Genomic DNA, 19440 nt, shown 5'->3' on the forward strand with positions numbered 1-19440 from the left:
CTTTCTCTGAATTGCGCTGATTATAATTCTTGTTTGGTATAATTACGCTTAAATTCAAAAAAGGAAGGGGCAATTCGATATGCTGTTCGGTTCTATATCCTACCTCAACCTCCTTCCTTTTCAGCTCTTTCTCAAACGCTACCTCAAAAGCACTTCCGCAAAAATGAGTTTCCGCTACAAGCGCGCTGTCCCGTCACAGATCAACCGAGCACTCAAAAGAAGAGCAGTCAATGCCGCATTCATCTCTTCGGTTGAATCAAAACAGTGTACCTGCACCGATCTGGGGATCATTGCATATAAAAAAGTCTACAGTGTACTGCTTTTGGAAGGAGAAAGCCAAAATGACCCGGCTTCTGCTACATCAAACCAACTGGCCAAAGTATTAAATATGAAAGGGAAAGTGCTGATCGGTGATGCTGCACTCAAATACTATATCAACGGAGGGAAAGGCATTGATCTGGCGGAAGCGTGGCATGAGCATACCGGTTTGCCTTTTGTCTTCGCCAGACTTTGCTATAACAGACATGGAAAGCAGATCCAAAAGCTGGCAAGACACTTCAGCCGTACAAAAGTAAAAATTCCACAGTATATTTTAAAAAAAGAGGCAAAAAAAAGAGGCATTACTGCCAAAGAACTTACCTGGTATTTGGAACATATTTATTACGAGATGGACTGGAAAGCGAAGCGGGGGTTAAAAAAATTTTTACAGGCAGCCGGTAGCCGGTAGCCGGTAGCCGGTAGCACATTTTTTATACCTGACCTTAACTACTCCTTGCTCTCTACTCTATCGTTGCAACCGCTCTTTCTATTCGTTCAATCGTCTCATCCACACCAATGATCGCCATGATCTCATCTAGTCCGGAACCTGTCATCGCCCCCAAAAGACTCACACGTAACGGTTGACCGATCTTTCCAAAACCGATCCCCTTCTCTTCTACAATCTTTTCAAGTACCGCATGGTAATCAGAAGGAAGATGCAGCGGCTTTTCCCAGGTTTGAAGCATTGCAATAAAATCGGTCAATATCTCTTTTGCTTCGCCTTTGAAAGCTTTTTTAACTGCTTTGGGATCATACTCTGTCGGCGTATGCAAAATAAGCCTGATCTGCTCTGCCAGTTCTACCAGTGTCTTGCCTCGCTCTTTGGTCGCATCCAGCAGCATCTCCAGCTTATCATGTTCAACGACATCTACACCAAAATCCTTCAAAAGCTCTGCAAGCTTAACGTTGGGTGTATTCTTGATGTAGTGGGCATTGAGCCAAAGAAGCTTATCAAGATTGTAACTGGAGGAAGATTTGTTAATATCCTTCGGGTCAAACAGTTCTATCATCTCTTCTAAAGAAAATATCTCCTGATCTCCATAGCTCCATCCCAAACGGACAAGGAAGTTCAGCAGTGCTTCGGGAAGGAAGCCCTGTGTTTTGTACTCCATCACATCTGTCGCACCGTCACGCTTACTCAGTTTTTTTCCCTGTTCGTTATTGATCATCGCCACATGATAGAACTTTGGTATCCTAAACCCTAATGCATTGTAAACTACGATCTGTTTAGGCGTATTGTAAAGATGGTCATCCCCTCTGATCACATCTGTCAGCCCCATCAAGGCATCATCGATCGCAACTACAAAATTATAGGTTGGGGTGCCGTCAGCTCTGGCAATAATAAAGTCATCCACTTCACTTGCGGCTATGTTGATCTCACCCTTGACACCATCTACAAACGATATCACTCCTTCCTGGGGTGCCTTGATACGGATTACCGGCTCGACACCTTCAGGCGGAGTACCGGTAAAGTCACGGTACCGTCCGTCATAACGAGGACGCTCTTTTTTGGCCATCTGTTCTTCTCTGAGTGCATCGAGCTCCTCTCTGGTCATATAGCACTTATAAGCCTTTCCTTCCTCAAGAAGCTGTTCGGTATACTGTTTATAAAGATCAAAGCGCTTGGATTGATAGACTGCTTCACCGTCATAGTCCAACCCAACCCAGTCAAATGCCTTAATGATCGCTTCAAGTGCCTCTTCTGAGTTTCTTGCCATATCGGTATCTTCAATACGGAGTAGAAATTTCCCGTTATTGTGTTTTGCGGTAAGCCAGGAAAAAAGAGCAGTTCTAAGACCGCCTATATGGAGATAGCCCGTTGGGGAAGGAGCAAAACGTGTGACTGTCATGATTGTACCTTAGTATCTGAGTTGCTGAAATTGTACCGAAAATGTGGTAAATATGGGATGTACCAAATAGGAAAGCAGGTTTTGGTCCGATAAAAGTATATTTTCTTTATTTATACAGTCTATATTCTCTTTTTCTTTTTAGCCACTTTTCTGACCCGTTTCTTTTTCACATCGTTTTTGACATTGGAAGCGATCTGTCTTCCAACTCCCTTGACACGCTGAAAATCTTCAAATGATTTAAATTTTCCATTTTGACGCTCCCTGATGATCGCCTCTGCCTTTTTTTCACCAACACCGTTGATCTGCATCAGCTCAGTTTTGGATGCCCTGTTCAATTTCTCCAGACTCATACCGAAACTCTTACTTGCCAACACCATCACTACCAAAAGTACTTTTTTCAACATCTTCTTCTCCTGTTCTGAAAATACTTTTACATTATAATCAAAGAATATAATGTAAAAATCATAATCCTTTATCATTATGAACAAATTCGGGAACGATCTTTTGCAGTATCTCTATTTTATTTTCTGTGCTCAGCAGCACTTCAATATCCTCTTCAAGCTGTTCAATGTCATAGTCTGATGGACGGGCGATAAAGATCGAACTGTATTTTGTCTTCTGTTCACTTTCGTCCAGCAACAGCTCTTCATAGAGCTTCTCTCCAGGGCGAAGACCAGTGAATACAATTTCTACTTCATCCTCTTTTCCGTAAAGACGGACCATCTGTCTGGCAAGGTCAACAATCTTGACAGGTTCACCCATATCCAGAATGAACAGCTCCCCTCCCTTTGCCATTGCTGCTGCCTGAAGTACCAGCTGGCATGCTTCTGGAATCAGCATGAAATAACGTGTAATTTCCGGATGGGTAACTGTCACCGGTCCCCCCTTCTCTATCTGCTGTTTAAACTTTGGAATCACCGAGCCGCTTGAGCCAAGTACATTGCCAAAGCGTACGGCAACAATTTCTGTCTCTTCTGCATCAACATTGCTTGCATACAGTTCTGTCACACGCTTTGTCGCCCCCATGACATTGGTAGGACGAACAGCTTTATCAGTTGAAATGAGCACTACTTTCTGGACTCCACAGGCAATACTGACATCAATGACATTCTTGCTTCCAAGTACATTGTTAAAAACCGCAGAAGCCTGATTCTCTTCACAGATAGGCACATGTTTGTATGCTGCCGCATGGATAACGATATCCGGGAGGATATCCTGGAACAGTGTTTCCAGACTTTCCCTGTCTGTCACACTAACAAGTTTCAAGGAGGCACTTTTGACCTCCTCTCCTATCTGGTAAAGGTTGAATTCACTGTTGTCGACCAGTGTCAATGCCTTCGCACCGAAATGCTGACACTGCTTGGTGATCTCAGACCCGATACTTCCTCCAGCTCCGGTGATAAGTATAGATTTCCCCCTAATAAAAGAGGAGATCAATGTCATATCGAGATCCTGCGGATGTCTTGCAAGCAGATCTTCAATAGAAAGGTCTTCAAGTTTTTCATGCTCTCCTCCCAATAGTCTAACCTGTTTTATCTCGTTAATCCCTGCCTGATTCAGTGCTTCAACAAGTCTTTTCAGCTCTTTCTGGCGAAGCGTTTGGGTGATGATAGCCGAAACAATCTTCTTTTCCTCGATCACACTTTCAAGATCACTGACTGCATAGACTTTAACATTGTTGATATAGGTATGCAAACTGCTGTCATCATCCAAAGAGATAATCGCTACGGGATAATAGTCTATCTCCTCTTTCAGAGCACTCTGTATCATTGTACCTGTCTTACTGTTCACCCCGATAATCAATGTCGGCTTGATCTTCTTGGTATACCGTCCTTCCTTCCAAACCCTCTTAGCAACACGGACCGTCCCGATAAAAATAAGAGAGAGAAAGAAGTCTATGATAATCACCGAACGGGGGAAAGGGTTGAACACTTCACGAAACAGTACATAAATGAGCACAAAAAATAGATACGCAGCTATATGTGCCTTGATAATGTTCTTTGCGTCAGAAAATGAGAAAAATCTCCAAATCACAGAATAGGATCTGAAAACATACAAAGAGGAGAGCTTTAAAACTGCCAAAACTGAAAAAACCAGCCAGAACGAACCTAGAAAACGCTCCGGTATATGAAAGTTAAAACGCAGTTCATAGGAAAAATAGAGTGTAAGCAAAGAGAGCAAGACATCTAGTACAAGAAAAAACAGTGTTCTTTTAAACGATGTAGGTCTTAACCAGTTTGTCATTACAGTATGCCCTTAATGATCATACAGATACGTATGAGTGATTCATCTGTCATGGCAGAACCGCTCGGAAGACATAACCCTTTTTGAAACAACCGTGCAGAAGTACCATCCTCATATCGCAATGCATCTTTGAACAAAGGTTGTAGATGCATCGGTTTCCACAGGGGTCTGCTTTCAATATTTTCAGCCTCCAAGGCCTGAATGACACGGGTCGGATCAGTATGCTCAAATGTAACGGTAGTCAGCCATCTGTTCCCTTCACTCCCTCCAATCTCCGGCATAAAACCAATCTCATCGATCCTTCCGAGATGTTCACGGTAGAGTGCGAATATCTCCCTGCGCCTCTTTACTCGCTCAGGAAGTACCTCCATCTGTGCCACACCAATAGCGGCAAGCACATTGGACATACGGTAGTTGTACCCAAACTCCCGATGTTCATAATGCAAAAAATCCTCTTTCGCCTGTGTGGAAAGGAACTTCGCCTTTTCAATCCACGCTTCATTATCGGAAACCAGCATACCTCCACCTGAGGTGCTCAGGATCTTGTTGCCATTGAAAGAGTATACACCTATATCACCGAATGTTCCGCTCTGTCTTCCATACAGGCTTGCCCCCAGTGACTCTGCGGCATCTTCGATCACAAAAATGCCCTCCCTTTGGCAAATATCCATGATCTCATCCATCTTTGCCATCTGTCCGTACAGATGTGTCACAATAAGTGCTTTGGGTTTTTGGGGAGCCTTTTCAATTGCCTCTTTTAACAATACAGGGGAGAGATTCCAGCTCTTATCACTGTCTACAAACACAGGATGGGCATGCTGGTACAAAATGGCATTGACTGAACCGATAAAAGTAAAACTCGAAGCCAACACATAGTCACCCGCACCAATACCCAGTACACGGAGAGCCAAATGCAGTGCTGCCGTTGCGGTGTTGGTCGCCAGGGCGTACTTTGCTCCGGTATAACGACAGATATCTTCTTCAAACCGGTTCACAAATACACCAAGTGGCGCAATGTAGTTGCTTTCAAACACCTCTGCAATATACTGTTGTTCTTTTCCGCTCATGTGGGGAGGAGAGAGAAAGATCCTGTCCATCCTGCTATCTCTTCAGTTTATAAATTCTGCTATAGGGTGAGGAGACAACCAGTTCGAACAGTTTTTTATCATATTTCCCCAAGATAAACATCTGCACATAGATAGAGTTGAAAGTCTGTCGATCCATCACAATAAATTTTCCGTAACTTTGCATATAGACAACAATGAATTCTCCATTGGGATGATAAAACTGTGACTGCAGTTTTATCTCACCGTTTTTATTCAGTGATGTTGCAATAAAGTACTTGACAGGTACCTTCTGTCGTCCCATTGCAAGCATTCCCTTTCTGGTATCAAAAACAATCCCGTTTGAAAATGTCAGCATACCATTTTTATTCTTGACTACACCAGCCGGATAAAAGGTACTCCTCCTCTCCTCTTTGCCCGTGTTCAGATCAAGATTTCCAAAGAGCATGACCGTAGGAAAGATATTAAGCATTCTGTAGGGAAGATACAGATAGATATCCCTAGTCTTAGGAGGCAGTTCATAGCTGCCACTTTCAAGTTCTTCCAAAAAAATGTTTGGGTCAACCTGATCTTTTTTCCCGTTTCTAAACAGCGTATCGGTCACGACAGAATAATTGGAATCCACATATGTCTCTACCGCCAGACGACTTAGGTTTGCCGCTAATTCAGGAGAAGTGCTCTGCATGATCTTGGAGATGATGAAGTTGTCGTTGTTGTGTTTTCCTCCGTCAATTAGTGTATTGGTATTAGAATAGTACCAAATAGGATACCCATAGTCCCACCAGCTGAGAGTATAATCTTTGGACTGTGCCATTTTATTGAGCTTGACCAGGTCTTCCACTTCCGGTTTGTTAAGTACTGTAGGTACTTTGTATCCGATGATATGCATAATATTCGGATAAAGCATTGCTGCTGTCGAGATGATAACAAAAGCATACTTAGCACGCTTATCTTTAAAAAGATCTCCTATGACAAAGAAAAGGTACACGGCACTCATCGCAGCGACCGGTACAGCATATACGGTAAAGCGCAATCCTCCCCAAAGTGCGAAGATACCGATACCTACTAGAGGAAGTGCCAAAATGAACGCCCGGTGCCTGATCACCAAAAGGATATAGCCAATAAGAGAGAGCACTACCCCCATCTGAGAACCAGAGATTCTATTGGCAAAGGTTGAAAAAGGGATCTGACCTGCTTCACGGACAGTTTGAACAACTGAGTAAAAATGCAGACCACTCTCTTTCGTTCCCGTTGAAATATAATTCGCTATCTTTCCAAGAAGTAGATGGAATACATTGCCAAAAAAGAGAAACGCAACAAACAGCATACCAGCAACAAGCATCGCTTTTTTCTGATCAAGTGTCGATCGCGGCAGTGCCATGTACAACACTACAAGCACCGCTATCTTGACTACATAAGAGAATGGAGAGACAAAAGGGAGTGGCAGGAGAGAGACAAATACCAGGGTTAAAGAGAAATAGGTTACTCTCTCATTACGATGATAGAAAACCATATAAAGAGCATACATGATCCCCATAGCATATACGATAGAAAGTCCGGAATCATACAGGAAAGGGTAGATTGCGATGGCAATCGCCGCATACAGTGCACTGCGCAAATTGAAATCCACTGTGCTTTTCATCAGGAAGAACAAAATGAACATGGGTGCCATTGCTGAGAACATATCGGTATCGTAGTAGCCTGTCATAGTACGGTTGTAGTAGCTCCATGCTATAGAACCTAGCAGTGCAGCAAAGAAACCCCACAAGGTTTTCCTATAAAGTCTCGCAATTAAAATGACCGGGATCACTACCAGACTTGAAACAACTGCCGGCATGTAGAGGATGACCGTCTCCAGTGAGAACGGTGTGATCTTCACCAACAGCGTAGTAAAAAAGATCACCCCGTAATCCCACATACCGAATACTCTAGGGTTATCCATATGCATACCAAAGAGCTCCTTTTGTGCACCGGAAGCAAAGAAGTAGCCATCATTGGTATTAATCATGAGTTGACCGTTCCAGTAAAAACTTGGATTGTCCTGAAGCTGGTACACCCAGATCATTCGTATAGCAAGACTAAAGATGTAGGCCAAAAGCATAAGTCCCAGCATCTGTTTAGTTGAAACCTGATATCTATTTACAGTATCGTTCTTCATGAAGTCAATTCCTTTATGGGTTTACACGGATTTCCGTAAGCAAGAATGTGGTTCTCTATGTTTTTAACAACGACAGAGCCGGCACCGATCACGGTATGAGAACCAACGGTAATCCCTTGAATGATACAACTGCCTATGCCTATATGACTATAGTCACCTATCTTGACACCACCTGCACAGGCAACCTGGGGTGCTATATGCACAAAATCACCTATACTGTTGTCATGTTCGATCACACAGGAGGTGTTGAGTATGCAGCATTTGCCTATGTCCGTATCGCTGTTGACAACCGAATTTGCCATAACTACCGTACCTTCTCCAACGATCACACCGTCTGCAAGTACTGCACTTGGGTGTACAAGTGTTTCAATGGACAAACCATGTTCCCGACATCTCCTGTAGAGTCTTGCCCTTACCTGAGCATTTCCTACACCAAGTGCAACAGGAATATCCAACTGCTGTTGTACGAACCTCTCAAAAGAGAGATATGTAGCAATACCGTCATCGATGAAAAGTATATCGTCATACCCATTTAATCTTGCTATATCCGCTACAACTTTTCCGTGTCCGCTTGCTCCATAGATTGCTATTTGTTTCATCTTCGGGAACCTTTGAACTTTTCTATGGTCACACTTGTATCCGAACTGATACCACTTCGGTCAAAGACTTTCAGAAAAGTCATCCAGAGGATCTTCATATCGAGCAAAAAAGACTGATGTTCCACATACCATACATCATAGTCAAACTTCTCCTCCCAGCTAATACTGTTTCTCCCATTGACCTGTGCCCACCCTGTGATACCCGGCTTGACATTATGCCTCTTTTTTTGTTTTTCATTGTAGAGAGGAAGGTACTCTACCAATAAAGGGCGGGGACCCACAAAGCTCATATCACCTTTAAGTACATTAAAAAGCTGAGGCAACTCATCAAGCGATGTAGATCGTATAAATTTTCCCATCTTTGTCAACCGTTTTTCATCTGACAACAGTCCCCCCTTTTCATCTGTTTCATCCGTCATGGTACGAAACTTATATATCTCAAATATTTTACCATCTTTCCCCGGTCGTTTCTGTTTAAAAAGTATAGGACTTCCCATGGTTATCACAATCAAAAGCGACACGATCATGTAAACCGGTAGCAAAAACACAATGAGTATCAACACCAGTACAACATCAAACATACGCTTAAGCATACTGTTCCTCCAGCTCTTTTTGAAGTACCGATTCCAGCTTGTCTGCCAGTACTTCAATAGTGTAGTATTTCTTGACATACGCTCTGCTTTGTTTACCGATTCTGTTTCTTTCTGCCTGTGACATACGGTAAACTTTAATCAGGGTATTTTTCAATGCTTCCGCATCATCAGGAAGAACCGTGAATCCGGCATTCGCATCTTTAACCGGATTATTCCTTACATTTGTAGCGAATACAATCACCCGTCCTGCTGCCATATAGTCATACAATTTGTTCATACTCATTCCGTATTTGTACAACGGAGAATCTTTCAAGCCAAGGTACAGTACATCACTTGAATGCAAAATAGTTCCGACTTCCTGTTTGGGTACGCCAGCCTCAAGGGTAATATTTTCAAGCTTTTTCTGTCTTATTATTGCATTAAGAGCCTCTTTCTGCGCCCCTTCTCCGACAATGCGGAAGCAAATCTCTTTTTTCTCCTTTAAAAGTTCCGCTGCCAAAATAAACACCTTGAGGTTGTTCGCAATCCCTATTGCTCCGGTATAGCTGATGACGAACTTCTCTCCTGGTTGTTTCTCTATATAGGGGATATTGGCAATATCCACACCGTTGGAGACCCAAACCACCTTCTCCTGTGGTACTAACTTTCCAATATGTTCATGAGCATACGGCAGTGTTGTGATGATCCTGTTCGCTTTTTTATAGAGATATTTCTCAAGCCGTCCAAGCAAGAAAATGAACGGATGCCATTTGGAAACACCCATATCGATCAGAGTTTGCGGCCAGATATCACGTACTTCCATGATAAATGGTGTATGATATCGTTTCGATAGTCTATAGGCTGCATATACGGCAAAAAGATGTACAGATGACCCGATGATGATATCCGGCTGTTGCAAATGAAGTGTCGGAATGATACGCAACACTTTATAGGTATAACTCAACATATTCTTGACTCTTGCCACACCGTTCCCAAAATACGGAGGTGTTTTTATCCAAATGAAATCTACACCGTCAATGTTTTCCTGAAGGTATTCCTGATCAGCATACTCCTTCATCTCTTTGTATTTAGCATAGTGAAAGCTCGAAGCGATAAGCGTCACACTGTGCCCTCTTCTGATAAGTTCTCTGGCAAAGTCATAATGTCTTGTCCCTCCACCCATCCGAGGAGTGAGTGCATGATGATTGAAGATCCAGATATTCATACCAACAACCCTTCATAAAGGGTATAGAGTTTTTGCTCTTCGATGCCCCAGTTGTATTTCTCTTTTACCGCTTTTTTACCACTTTCACCCATCTGCTGCGCCTCTTTTGAGTGAGACAGGATGTAGGTGATCGCTTCTGCAATCTCTTTGGGATCAAACGGGTCCACACAAAGACCACATGCACTCTCTTCAATGATGCCTCTCCAAAGAGCAATATCCGATGCGATCACAGGAAGTCCTGCCGCCATATATTCAAACATTTTTACAGGGAGTGCGTCTTTATAGTTAATGATGGGATGCAAAATAACAAGCCCTGCTTTTGAGGTACTCAGGAGCTTTGCGATGTCACTGCGTCCCAAAAAGCCCAGTTCATTGACCTTACCCCATCCTGCGTAATGCTTTACCTCCTTTTCAGTCTCCGGCTCACTGAACACTCCCGCAAGGTCCAGCATGATACCCTCTGTAAACTCCAGCGCTTTGACGATCTCTTTAATCCCCCGTATTTTGGCAATGCCACCGACATAACAGACAGCATCCTTTTTTTCCTGCCATGCTACTGCTTTTCCAAACTCTTGCAAAATCGGAAAATTATTAATATCTATACTGTTAGGATTGATATGGAGAAACTTGTCACGAATATACGGTGTTGCTGCAACAATGGCATCAAACTTTCTGCACACATGTTTTTCATATACTTCTACTGCTTTGGAAAGGACCATAAGCAGAAAGCTGTTCAGGTAGGGTTTACCCAATATCTGCTTTGGTAGATCTTCGTGAGCATCGAATATTACTATTTTCCCCAGTCTTTTAAGCTTTAATCCTATGGGTATCAGCTCTGGGTCATGCAGGTGGTAAATATCACTATCTAACTCAAATGCTTTTTGAAAAACCTGTTTAGTAGTTTTAAATATACGATTCACTCGCCCTTGTAGTCTTCCTACATCATAGATAGTTATACCATTTTTGAACTCATCGCCTTTACCGTCGGCTACGATCAGGCTGACCTCATAATGATCTTTCTTTGCTAAAGAGCTACACATTTTAACAAAAATACGTGTATCGTAACGGGGGTGTGCAGAGGTGAGATGGGTGATCTTTTTCATACAGGTTTTCCTTCAAAAACGGTTCTCCAAGCATCTATATTTTCACACCAGGCTGAAAGACTGGCAATGATCTTTCTGTTGACCTCAGTCCGGGCTCGCAGCGTATCCAGCTGCTGTACAGCAAAACTCAGCCGATCTGTCAATGCATCCAGTCTGTCTGTCTTTAGGTAGAACACTCCTGCATCATCAAAAGTTCTATATGGAAGCCATGATCCTGCAATGACAACATTGTTCGCATACAGAAACTCCTGCATACTCCCTGAAAAACTGTCCGTTTCAAGTACATTGATCATAATATCTGATGCCAGTTTAACATAAGCATTATCATCTCCATATAAAAAGGCTTCCAATACTACAAAGTCAAATTTGACACTAGCAAGTTTTTTAATGACCTCTCTTTTATATACATCATCACCGTAGGTAAGCGGAAAAACAAACTGACACTTTTTCTTTACATCACTCTCAAGTTGTTCGATCACCTTTATCATTTTAAAATGCTGTTGCGCTGAAGTGGCATTGTATCCGCAGGTAACGATGATCTTTCCGGTATCGTAACCAAGCTTCATGCGCATACTCTCCCGGTCAATATCACGCTTTTTATCTATGTACTCAAGTGTCTTCAGACCAAACCTACATATATGGCTTTTTTCAGAAAAGTCCTGATAGAAGTCTACAAACGCTTCCTTTGTCATTTCGTTGGTAAAGGTAACGGCATCGGCTCTCTGGTAGATCGGTCTCAATTTATTTCGAATCTGTACAGATGCCCTGTAAAAATCACTTCCGTAGGTGCTGATGACCAGTTTTGTCCGTATATGGCTGAAATATGGCATGAGCCAACGGTAATACCAACGATTGTAGTGAATGTTGACCACATCATAATCACCCCTTTTGATCACTTCCCATATAAAATAGAGACGAAAAAACATACTCGCTTTGGGCAGCTTTTTAAAAGATGCGAACTTCTTTGCCACGCTCTCATCCTGCTCTTCTTTTGTAAAGAGGTATAAATGTTCGAAATCCAAAAGTGTTACCTCGTCTCCACACCTTTCAAGTTCGTATTTCAACTCTTTGCCAAAGACAAGGGAACTGTTCGCAATTATCAGTATCTTCATCATCAACTCTTCAGGGATCTGAGCATCCAGTTCAGATTATATAGTAACACTGCGCTGTTGATAACAGACAAAGCTGCCAACGCACTGTACACTTCTCCTTGTATGGAAAAATAGTAAAGAACGCTGCTCAAGAGTGCCACATGCACAAAAGAGACCAGAAATGCTTTCTTCTGTGCTCCTACCAGGTTCGGAATGAATGCTATGGTTGACACAAGGACATTCAGAAAAAGAAATGGTGCAAGTATTTGCGTATACTGTCCGGCCTCTCTCCATGTCTCTCCGAACAACACACTGAAAACAGATGGAGCAAACAGCAGAATAACAAGAAATAGTAGTAAGACTTTTTTTCCTAGGGAGAAAAGCATCTTCATGGTAAAAAGGTAAGCATTCTCTTTTTTATGATACAGTGCTACGACCTGCTGGCTGTACACTTTTGCCGTCGCTCCCGCAAGAATCATCAGGGGCGTGAACACGATCATGAGAGAAAAGGAGTAGTACCCAACTACAGTACTCCCGAAAAACGGGGTAAAGAGATAGACCGGAAGATTGGAAGAGAGCGTAGAAAACAAGGCATGTGGTAAATTAAACTGCGGAAAACCCTTATATCTCTTTGCCAATGAAAACATTTTCAATCTGGAAACTTCATGAAAAAAGTTTTTCGTTGAGAAAATGTTTTTAGCCAATTTCACATTGGCACTCAACTGTGCTACAATCTGCCCGCTTATCAGTCCTGAAGCTCCTGATTTTGCAAACCCCATACCAAGCTGTATGGTTGCCAGTACAATCGCTTTGACGATCGACGCCTGAGCAATATCCCGATAATTCTTTTGCCGATTGTTAAACACACTCAGTTGATTGAATAATCCGACCACAAACACAGTCAATGGAATAAAATAAAGCCAGAAAGCCATCTGCTCGCTGTTAAACAAATGAACGATCCATTCACCGAAAATAATAATAATGAGCAACAGGCATAGAGAAAACGCAAGGTTGATCAAAAAAGAGAGTACCAGAACATTCATTACATCACTCGTTTTTTTAGGTAGCAGTAAAGCCATCTCATATCGCCCTGATGAGATCGTACTGAAGATACCTACAACCGCAACAAACAGTGCGAAAATCCCAAAATCCTCCGGTGTATACAGTCTTGTCAAAACGGGGCTGATGGCAAGAGGAATTGCCTGTGCAATAGTTGTTCCCGTCATCAGGGTCAATACATTACGAGAGAACTCCGATTTCGGTTTCAACCTGTGCAACAATTATAACTCCTTGACGATATATGCTACCTCATCATCCCTCACATAAGGATTCATCGGTAACGATATAATCTCTTTGCTCACCTGTTCCGCCACAGGAAAGTCTCCCTCTTCTCCGCCAAGATATGCGAAACACTCTTGCAAATGCAGAGGCATTGGATAGTGTACCGCCGTTGGAATGCCAGCCTCTTTTAATCCGGCTTGTACTTCATCTCTGTTTTTTACCCTAACACTATACTGAGCAAATACCGAGGTAGTATTTGCATCTATAAACGGCAACATCAAATCTTTTTCCTGAAGTGCTTGCGTATATTTCCGAGCTACTTCCTGACGCTTTTTGAGATCTTCAGCATAATACTTCAGCTTTACATTGAGCACAGCACACTGGATGGTATCCATTCTGGCTCCAAGCCCAATGTATTTGTGATGATAGCGTTTGTTCTGCCCATGCACACGAAGCATACGCATCTTTTCAGCCAGCTCCCCATCATTGGTCAATACTGCACCGCCGTCACCGAAACATCCCAGTGGTTTGGCAGGGAAAAAACTGGTGGTATATATATCACAGTGGTGCACTTCGGCTTTCCCTTTGTAGGTGGCACCGAAAGACTGGGCCCCGTCGATGATAACTTTCAGATCATGTTTCTTCGCAATTGTTCGGATCGCATCCATATCAGCTGGTTGCCCATAAAGACTTACAGGGATAATAGCTTTTGTTTTAGGAGTAATTTTTTCTTCTATCTTGGATACATTTATGTTATAACTCTTCTCATCAATATCTACAAAGACAGGCTTTGCACCTAAGAGTGCTATAGTTTCGGCTGTTGCTATAAATGTAAATGGAGTAGTGATGATCTCATCGCCGGGTTTTATATTTAGTGCCATCATAGCAAGAAGTAGGGCGTCTGTTCCACTAGAGCAGGTGATTACATGTTTTGCACCTGTAAAGTTTTGAAGGTTCTCCTCTAGTTTATATACCTCTTCTCCCATAATATAATTAGATTTATCCAATACATTATGAATTGCACTGTCTATCTCATTTTTATAAAGCTGATATTGATATTGTAAATTCGCAAAGTCTATTTTCATTTCTTTATTACCTTAAGATTCTCATCTATTAATTCATACGTTGCAAACTCATCTTCTGCTTTATTGTCTCTAAACTCTAAAGTATTCCCAGATATTCCTACCCAACCAATCTGACGAGCAGGGACTCCTACCATAAGAGCATAAGGGGAGACATCTTTTGTTATAACTGCACCACTTCCAATGAGTGCATACTCTCCAATAGTAACTCCACATACAATCGTGGCATTTGCCCCAATACTACACCCCTTCTTAAGCAGTGTCTTTTTAAACTCTTCTTTTCTCTGGATGAAGGCTCTGGGATTGATGACATTGGTAAAGACCATAGAGGGACCGAGGAATACATCATCCTCTATCTCTACACCTTCATAGACGGAAACATTGTTCTGCACCTTGACCCCATTGCCGACCCTGACTCTAGGACCAACAACACAGTTCTGTCCAAATGAACAGTTCTCTCCGATTGAAGTATGGGATAAAATATGACAAAAATGCCAGATCTTGGTATTGCATCCTATTTGAACATTCTCATCTACAAAGGAGGATTCGTGTACAAAATACCTAGACATCAAATGATCACCTTTTTACAGAAAGGATGATACTCTCCTTTCAACCCTACCGCCTCCAGATTTCTGATGGTAGAAACGGTATTGATCGAGGGGTAGGCTTCATCAAGCCCAAATCCGTTACCTTTAAGTATCTCTTCGTAGCTTCTGGTATGCAGATCTGCAAATCCTCCAGAGAACTCCAACTCTTCCCCATCCACAGCGATGGAGCGGTAGGTTCTCTGTCCCTGTGCTTTGATCTCATCAGGTATATAGTCATAATTGACCGAAAGGAACCAGCGTACATTGGCATGTTTGAGTTTGAAGGTTCCAGCATTGCAGTCAGGGGTCTTTACATTGACAATGTTCTCTTCAACCTCTCCGAAAATCCAGCAGAGCATGTCATAAAAGTGCACACCAATATTAGAAGCAATACCACCTGATTTGTCTTCATCACCTTTCCATGAAATAAAGTACCACTTACCCCGACTGGTCAGATATGTCAGATCAATCTCATAGACCTTGCCGGGGTCTTCTTCCAGTTCTTTTTGCACCTTCTCTTTCAATGCAATGATCGAAGGATGCAGTCTAAGCTGCAAAATATTGTAGACTCTATGCCCGGTCTCCTCCTCGATGATCTTTAACTGGTCAATATTCCACGGGTTAAGCACCAAAGGTTTTTCACATATGGCATCTGCGCCGCTTTTTAAAGCGAAACGGATGTGCGAATCATGCAGATAGTTGGGAGAACAGATAGAAACATAATCTATCTTATTCCCAGTATCTCTTCGCCACTTGTCCACGAACCTGTCAAAACGTTCAAACTCTACAAAAAAGTTCGCCTCGGGGAAATAACTGTCGATAATACCGACACTATCACACTTGTCCAATGCTGCTACAAGGCTGTTCCCCGTCTCTTTGATCGCTTTCATGTGTCGTGGAGCAATATAACCTGCTGCTCCTATCAGTGCAAAATTCTTACGCATTACTTTTTTCTCCTCCTTCTCATGAGCCAGTAGACAAAACCTCCACCAAACAATAATCCACCAAGAACCTGCACCCAGGCACTCAGTAAAATACTCTTGTTGACAAGTGTTTTGTGCATACTGTTGTCGATCTTGACACCAGCATATTTGGCCGTGTGTACAAGTAGCGAGACAGCAAGGTCTTCACTTGGCATCTCTTTATGGCACGCCAGACAGGTCCCGCGTCTGTCAAGCCTGCTGCGTGTTTCGTTGTCAAGTGCCTGGGAGAGTTTCCAGTGGTTGCCTACTGTTTGCAGTTGTGTACCGTTCTCGTCAAGCAGAGATGAGTAGTCGTGATTTAAGTTCGGTATGGCAGGGATCTGCTCATCAACTTGCTTTGGCAGTACTTTCTGGTCTGCGGTCATCAGGTCGACAATGGTCGTTTTACGCTGGTCGGCAAAATATTTTCCACTGTTTATCCCATACCCCAACGCTTTGGGTGAGTTGTGACAACTCTCACAGCTTCTGGACTTCTTGCTAACCGTATGAGGATGTACCGGTGACATTGTGATGGAGTTGACACCCTCTTTTGGAGTCTTGATACCTTTGCCCTGTTCGACCCCTTTGAGCTTCCATATGTGGTTTTGCAAGAGTGCATTTCCGTCTTTGCCGATCACCGTCAAGGTTACCTGACATCCCGGGATGGTCGGGGAGATACGTCCCTCCCCGTTCTGGCTCAATGCCGGATCTTCCCAACGCAGGTAGCTTCGTGTCTCGGTTACTTTCCCGTCAACCAAAAACTCCTTCAAACTCTCAACCTCTCCTGTCTTTCCATTGACATGGTGTTTGGAGGCAGCCAGGTAGTCGGGGTTTTGTTTTCCTTCAGAGTAGTCCACTTTAACATGACACCCATAACACTGCGGTGCCCAAGTGGCATGGCAGGTGTAGCACTCCATCCTGTCAATATGGGCAGCTATCTGATCCATCGCAATAAGCCCTTCTTCGGAGATCTTCTTCTGCTCCTTGAGCAGCTTAAGCGGTTTTAGCTCCACTGTTTTACCTGAGGCCAGATGCATGACCACTTTATTGCCTTTCCTAACAGCTTTTGTCAGCGGGTTGCCTCTTGCTGAAAGCAGGAAGCCGTCACCTGTATCTTTTGTAATATCTCCCTGCCTCAGATACTCTGCCAGTGTTTTGGTTGTCCCTCTGGCTTTACCCTTTTTTGGTTTGGTATCAAACTCATCGGAGTAACCAAGCGGCAGTTCCCATGGATACTTTGTTGTTGTCCCGTGACAATCCTGACACTCTATCTCCACTGCTCCGAGGTTGGCACCTCTGAAGAAACCGTCACCATGCATATCGTTGGAGGTATGACAGTCCTGACAGAGCATCCCTTTGGTATAGTGGATATCTTCAGTCAGATGCAGATAACGCTTGGTATGCAGTTTGGGCTGTCCATTGCCCTGGGCATCGAAAGTTGCCTGATACTCCGTCTCCATCAATCCTTGATAGCTCACCCCGATACGCTTTCCCCTGTTGTGGCATGTTGTACAGGTCTCTACCGGAATACCGGTATAATTAATATCATGTACCTGCACCTTGACCTTGCTGGAGGATTGGATAGCATGTACCAGCATATGTCCATCCTCTTTTTTGGAAACAGTTGGGTCTCCCCCCTCATACAATCCGGCATTGGAATAAGGAATATGGCAGGAAGAACATCCAATCCCACGGTAGTCTCCTCTGCGTTTACGCCCTTTCCCTCCGGTATGGCATCGCAAACACTCCTGCCTGAGATAGGTATAGACCGAGAGAGAGGGATCTTTCTCTACTTCGTCTGCTGTCGGTGCCCTGGGCAGCTCTTTGGTCTCTTCAGAGAACCCTTGCGGTTCAAGCTTCGCCAGTTGTTCCATATACTTTTTATAAGCCTCTATTCCCAGACGCTCATGCAGCTGGGGAGACTTTCCTCCGAAATTGGTGAACATATGGTTGTAACCGTCCTTGGCACCAAAACCCCAAAGTGCACCGTGTATCTTTCCCTGTTCTGTCGCCATCAGATTGTTCTCCTGGGCAGCAACCTGCTTCTCATGGCACATACCGCAGGTGTGTTCATTGATCCAGGGACTTCCCGGATAGGGATAGAAAGCTTTTGGCCCCTTGTGATTCTTAAAATACGGTAAAGTACCGCTGTGGGCATGATCTTTGTCAGGAGAATCCGGATTTCCTCCGTGACAAACTACACAGTCATTCCCCCGGACACCAGCTTTTTGGGCAACCTTAAAGATCTCCTGCATCATCTTGGACTGGTGGTCCCTTATGGGCTCTATGCCCTGATGACACTCCAGACAACTGTTCCTAGCCTCTGAAAAAAGCAGCGTACCTGCCAATATAAAAAGAAAAAGCATTTTTTGCAACATACTACAAACCTTACAATATTAAAAAATTATTATATCCAAAACCTAACTCTATCCATCCTTATGCTATAATTTTTGAAATTTACACGACAATTGGAACTTTTACATGAAAAAATCAATACTTTTTGCCTTTATGCTGCTGATCTCCTTCAGTCATGCCAGAATGGTTGATGCGATCGCGATGATCGTCGAAGGTGAACCGGTCACAACCGCTGAAATACGTGCAGTACAGTCCCAGGCAGGTATTTCCAGGCAGAAGGCAATCGATCTGCTTATCCAGGACCGGCTGCAAAAAGCTGCGATGAAAGAGATTGTTGTCCCAGAGAGCGATATCGATCGTGAGATCTCCAGAATTGCACAACAAAACGGTCTTACAATATCTAAAATGCAGAAAATTCTGAAACAACAGGGAACATCATGGAGCAAGTACCGGGAAAGCATTCGTAATCTACTGAAAAAAAGAGTCTTTTTCCGGGAAAAGGTCGCCCAAAACATTCCGACCCCAAGCAAAGACGAGCTCAAACTCTTTTATGAAAATCACAAATCGGAGTTCAAGATCCCTTCTGTCATCAATGTTACCGAGTATTCCGCACCCACAGAAAAGAAAATAAAACAGTTTCTAAAAGACAGGAATACCAAAGGGGTCCGAAGCAAAAAGATGGCCAAGCATACCAAAAATATGAATCCGGCACTTATGGGAATGCTGCTGCAGACACCTGAAGGGAAGTTCACGACACCGATCAATGCCGGTGACAGATATGTGGTCTACAGGGTCCGTTCCAAACAGGGCAGAGTACAAATGCCGTTCGAATCTGCACGTTCCGCCGTTACAGCACGCTGGAGACAGCAGCAGCAGGAACAGGCACTTAAAGACTATTTCAAAAAGATGAAAACTGAAGCCAATATTCAGATCATCCGCCGATAAAAGA

At 43.3% G+C, this 19440-nt stretch carries 17 protein-coding genes; 2 read left to right on the forward strand and 15 right to left on the reverse strand.

The window, feature by feature from the left end; genetic code table 11:
- Positions 1–79 precede the first annotated feature (79 nt).
- Positions 80–727, forward strand: a complete 648-nt coding sequence (locus IMZ28_RS10285; RefSeq protein WP_197548504.1) for an MqnA/MqnD/SBP family protein — start codon at positions 80–82, stop codon at positions 725–727.
- Positions 728–779: 52 nt separating this feature from the next.
- Here the strand turns inward: IMZ28_RS10285 and gltX are convergent, their stop codons facing one another.
- From gltX to IMZ28_RS10360, 15 genes are all read right to left on the reverse strand, one after another.
- Complete coding sequence (gltX, locus tag IMZ28_RS10290) at positions 780–2168, reverse strand: glutamate--tRNA ligase (RefSeq protein ID WP_197548505.1); 1389 nt, start codon at positions 2166–2168, stop codon at positions 780–782.
- 119 nt (positions 2169–2287) lie between these two features.
- Positions 2288–2572, reverse strand: a complete 285-nt coding sequence (locus tag IMZ28_RS10295) for a ComEA family DNA-binding protein (protein ID WP_197548506.1) — start codon at positions 2570–2572, stop codon at positions 2288–2290.
- 58 nt (positions 2573–2630) lie between these two features.
- Positions 2631–4412 carry a polysaccharide biosynthesis protein gene (locus IMZ28_RS10300; RefSeq protein ID WP_197548507.1) on the reverse strand — a complete coding sequence of 594 codons (1782 nt, stop codon included), beginning with the start codon at positions 4410–4412 and terminating at the stop codon, positions 2631–2633.
- Positions 4412–5509 (reverse strand): aminotransferase class V-fold PLP-dependent enzyme, encoded by a 1098-nt coding sequence (locus IMZ28_RS10305; protein ID WP_197548508.1) that lies wholly within the window; start codon positions 5507–5509, stop codon positions 4412–4414. Before IMZ28_RS10305 ends, IMZ28_RS10300 begins: the two co-directional genes overlap by 1 nt.
- Before the next feature lie 4 nt (positions 5510–5513).
- Positions 5514–7634, reverse strand: a complete 2121-nt coding sequence (locus IMZ28_RS10310; RefSeq protein ID WP_197548509.1) for an STT3 domain-containing protein — start codon at positions 7632–7634, stop codon at positions 5514–5516.
- Complete coding sequence (locus IMZ28_RS10315) at positions 7631–8233, reverse strand: acetyltransferase (RefSeq protein WP_197548510.1); 603 nt, start codon at positions 8231–8233, stop codon at positions 7631–7633. Before IMZ28_RS10315 ends, IMZ28_RS10310 begins: the two co-directional genes overlap by 4 nt.
- Positions 8230–8814 (reverse strand): sugar transferase, encoded by a 585-nt coding sequence (locus IMZ28_RS10320; protein WP_408646987.1) that lies wholly within the window; start codon positions 8812–8814, stop codon positions 8230–8232. The genes IMZ28_RS10315 and IMZ28_RS10320 overlap by 4 nt, the downstream gene beginning before the upstream one ends.
- Before the next feature lie 4 nt (positions 8815–8818).
- Positions 8819–10030 (reverse strand): glycosyltransferase family 4 protein, encoded by a 1212-nt coding sequence (locus tag IMZ28_RS10325; protein WP_197548512.1) that lies wholly within the window; start codon positions 10028–10030, stop codon positions 8819–8821.
- Positions 10027–11133: a glycosyltransferase family 4 protein gene (locus IMZ28_RS10330; protein ID WP_197548513.1), complete on the reverse strand. Its 1107-nt coding sequence runs from the start codon at positions 11131–11133 to the stop codon at positions 10027–10029. The genes IMZ28_RS10325 and IMZ28_RS10330 overlap by 4 nt, the downstream gene beginning before the upstream one ends.
- On the reverse strand, positions 11130–12245 hold the full coding sequence (locus IMZ28_RS10335) for a glycosyltransferase family 4 protein (protein ID WP_197548514.1): 1116 nt from the start codon (positions 12243–12245) through the stop codon (positions 11130–11132). Before IMZ28_RS10335 ends, IMZ28_RS10330 begins: the two co-directional genes overlap by 4 nt.
- Positions 12246–12247: 2 nt before the next feature.
- Positions 12248–13504 (reverse strand): lipopolysaccharide biosynthesis protein, encoded by a 1257-nt coding sequence (locus IMZ28_RS10340; protein WP_197548515.1) that lies wholly within the window; start codon positions 13502–13504, stop codon positions 12248–12250.
- Positions 13505–14590, reverse strand: a complete 1086-nt coding sequence (locus IMZ28_RS10345) for a DegT/DnrJ/EryC1/StrS family aminotransferase (protein ID WP_197548516.1) — start codon at positions 14588–14590, stop codon at positions 13505–13507.
- Positions 14587–15156: an acyltransferase gene (locus IMZ28_RS10350; RefSeq protein ID WP_197548517.1), complete on the reverse strand. Its 570-nt coding sequence runs from the start codon at positions 15154–15156 to the stop codon at positions 14587–14589. The genes IMZ28_RS10345 and IMZ28_RS10350 overlap by 4 nt, the downstream gene beginning before the upstream one ends.
- The gene (locus tag IMZ28_RS10355; protein ID WP_197548518.1) at positions 15156–16118 is read right to left on the reverse strand and encodes a Gfo/Idh/MocA family protein; all 963 of its coding nucleotides are present in this window, start codon (positions 16116–16118) and stop codon (positions 15156–15158) included. The genes IMZ28_RS10350 and IMZ28_RS10355 overlap by 1 nt, the downstream gene beginning before the upstream one ends.
- Entirely contained in the window at positions 16118–18514 is a 2397-nt protein-coding gene (locus tag IMZ28_RS10360; protein ID WP_232087476.1) for a multiheme c-type cytochrome, read from the reverse strand. The genes IMZ28_RS10355 and IMZ28_RS10360 overlap by 1 nt, the downstream gene beginning before the upstream one ends.
- A 103-nt stretch (positions 18515–18617) precedes the next feature.
- Here IMZ28_RS10360 and IMZ28_RS10365 point away from each other — a divergent pair, with 103 nt between their 5' ends.
- The gene (locus IMZ28_RS10365) at positions 18618–19436 is read left to right on the forward strand and encodes a peptidylprolyl isomerase (protein WP_197548519.1); all 819 of its coding nucleotides are present in this window, start codon (positions 18618–18620) and stop codon (positions 19434–19436) included.
- Positions 19437–19440: the final 4 nt, after the last annotated feature.

Origin of the sequence: Sulfurovum indicum (genome assembly GCF_014931715.1) — a bacterium.
Lineage (GTDB): Bacteria > Campylobacterota > Campylobacteria > Campylobacterales > Sulfurovaceae > Sulfurovum > Sulfurovum indicum.

Excerpts from the sequence above, each read along its gene's own strand:
- IMZ28_RS10285 (WP_197548504.1), top strand. The coding sequence starts at position 80 with ATGCTGTTCGGTTCTATATCCTACCTCAACCTCCTTCCTTTTCAGCTC.
- gltX (WP_197548505.1), bottom strand. The coding sequence starts at position 2,168 with ATGACAGTCACACGTTTTGCTCCTTCCCCAACGGGCTATCTCCATATA.
- IMZ28_RS10295 (WP_197548506.1), bottom strand. The coding sequence starts at position 2,572 with ATGTTGAAAAAAGTACTTTTGGTAGTGATGGTGTTGGCAAGTAAGAGT.
- IMZ28_RS10300 (WP_197548507.1), bottom strand. The coding sequence starts at position 4,412 with ATGACAAACTGGTTAAGACCTACATCGTTTAAAAGAACACTGTTTTTT.
- IMZ28_RS10305 (WP_197548508.1), bottom strand. The coding sequence starts at position 5,509 with ATGGACAGGATCTTTCTCTCTCCTCCCCACATGAGCGGAAAAGAACAA.
- IMZ28_RS10310 (WP_197548509.1), bottom strand. The coding sequence starts at position 7,634 with ATGAAGAACGATACTGTAAATAGATATCAGGTTTCAACTAAACAGATG.
- IMZ28_RS10315 (WP_197548510.1), bottom strand. The coding sequence starts at position 8,233 with ATGAAACAAATAGCAATCTATGGAGCAAGCGGACACGGAAAAGTTGTA.
- IMZ28_RS10320 (WP_408646987.1), bottom strand. The coding sequence starts at position 8,814 with ATGTTTGATGTTGTACTGGTGTTGATACTCATTGTGTTTTTGCTACCG.
- IMZ28_RS10325 (WP_197548512.1), bottom strand. The coding sequence starts at position 10,030 with ATGAATATCTGGATCTTCAATCATCATGCACTCACTCCTCGGATGGGT.
- IMZ28_RS10330 (WP_197548513.1), bottom strand. The coding sequence starts at position 11,133 with ATGAAAAAGATCACCCATCTCACCTCTGCACACCCCCGTTACGATACA.
- IMZ28_RS10335 (WP_197548514.1), bottom strand. The coding sequence starts at position 12,245 with ATGAAGATACTGATAATTGCGAACAGTTCCCTTGTCTTTGGCAAAGAG.
- IMZ28_RS10345 (WP_197548516.1), bottom strand. The coding sequence starts at position 14,590 with ATGAAAATAGACTTTGCGAATTTACAATATCAATATCAGCTTTATAAA.
- IMZ28_RS10350 (WP_197548517.1), bottom strand. The coding sequence starts at position 15,156 with ATGTCTAGGTATTTTGTACACGAATCCTCCTTTGTAGATGAGAATGTT.
- IMZ28_RS10355 (WP_197548518.1), bottom strand. The coding sequence starts at position 16,118 with ATGCGTAAGAATTTTGCACTGATAGGAGCAGCAGGTTATATTGCTCCA.
- IMZ28_RS10360 (WP_232087476.1), bottom strand. The coding sequence starts at position 18,514 with ATGTTGCAAAAAATGCTTTTTCTTTTTATATTGGCAGGTACGCTGCTT.
- IMZ28_RS10365 (WP_197548519.1), top strand. The coding sequence starts at position 18,618 with ATGAAAAAATCAATACTTTTTGCCTTTATGCTGCTGATCTCCTTCAGT.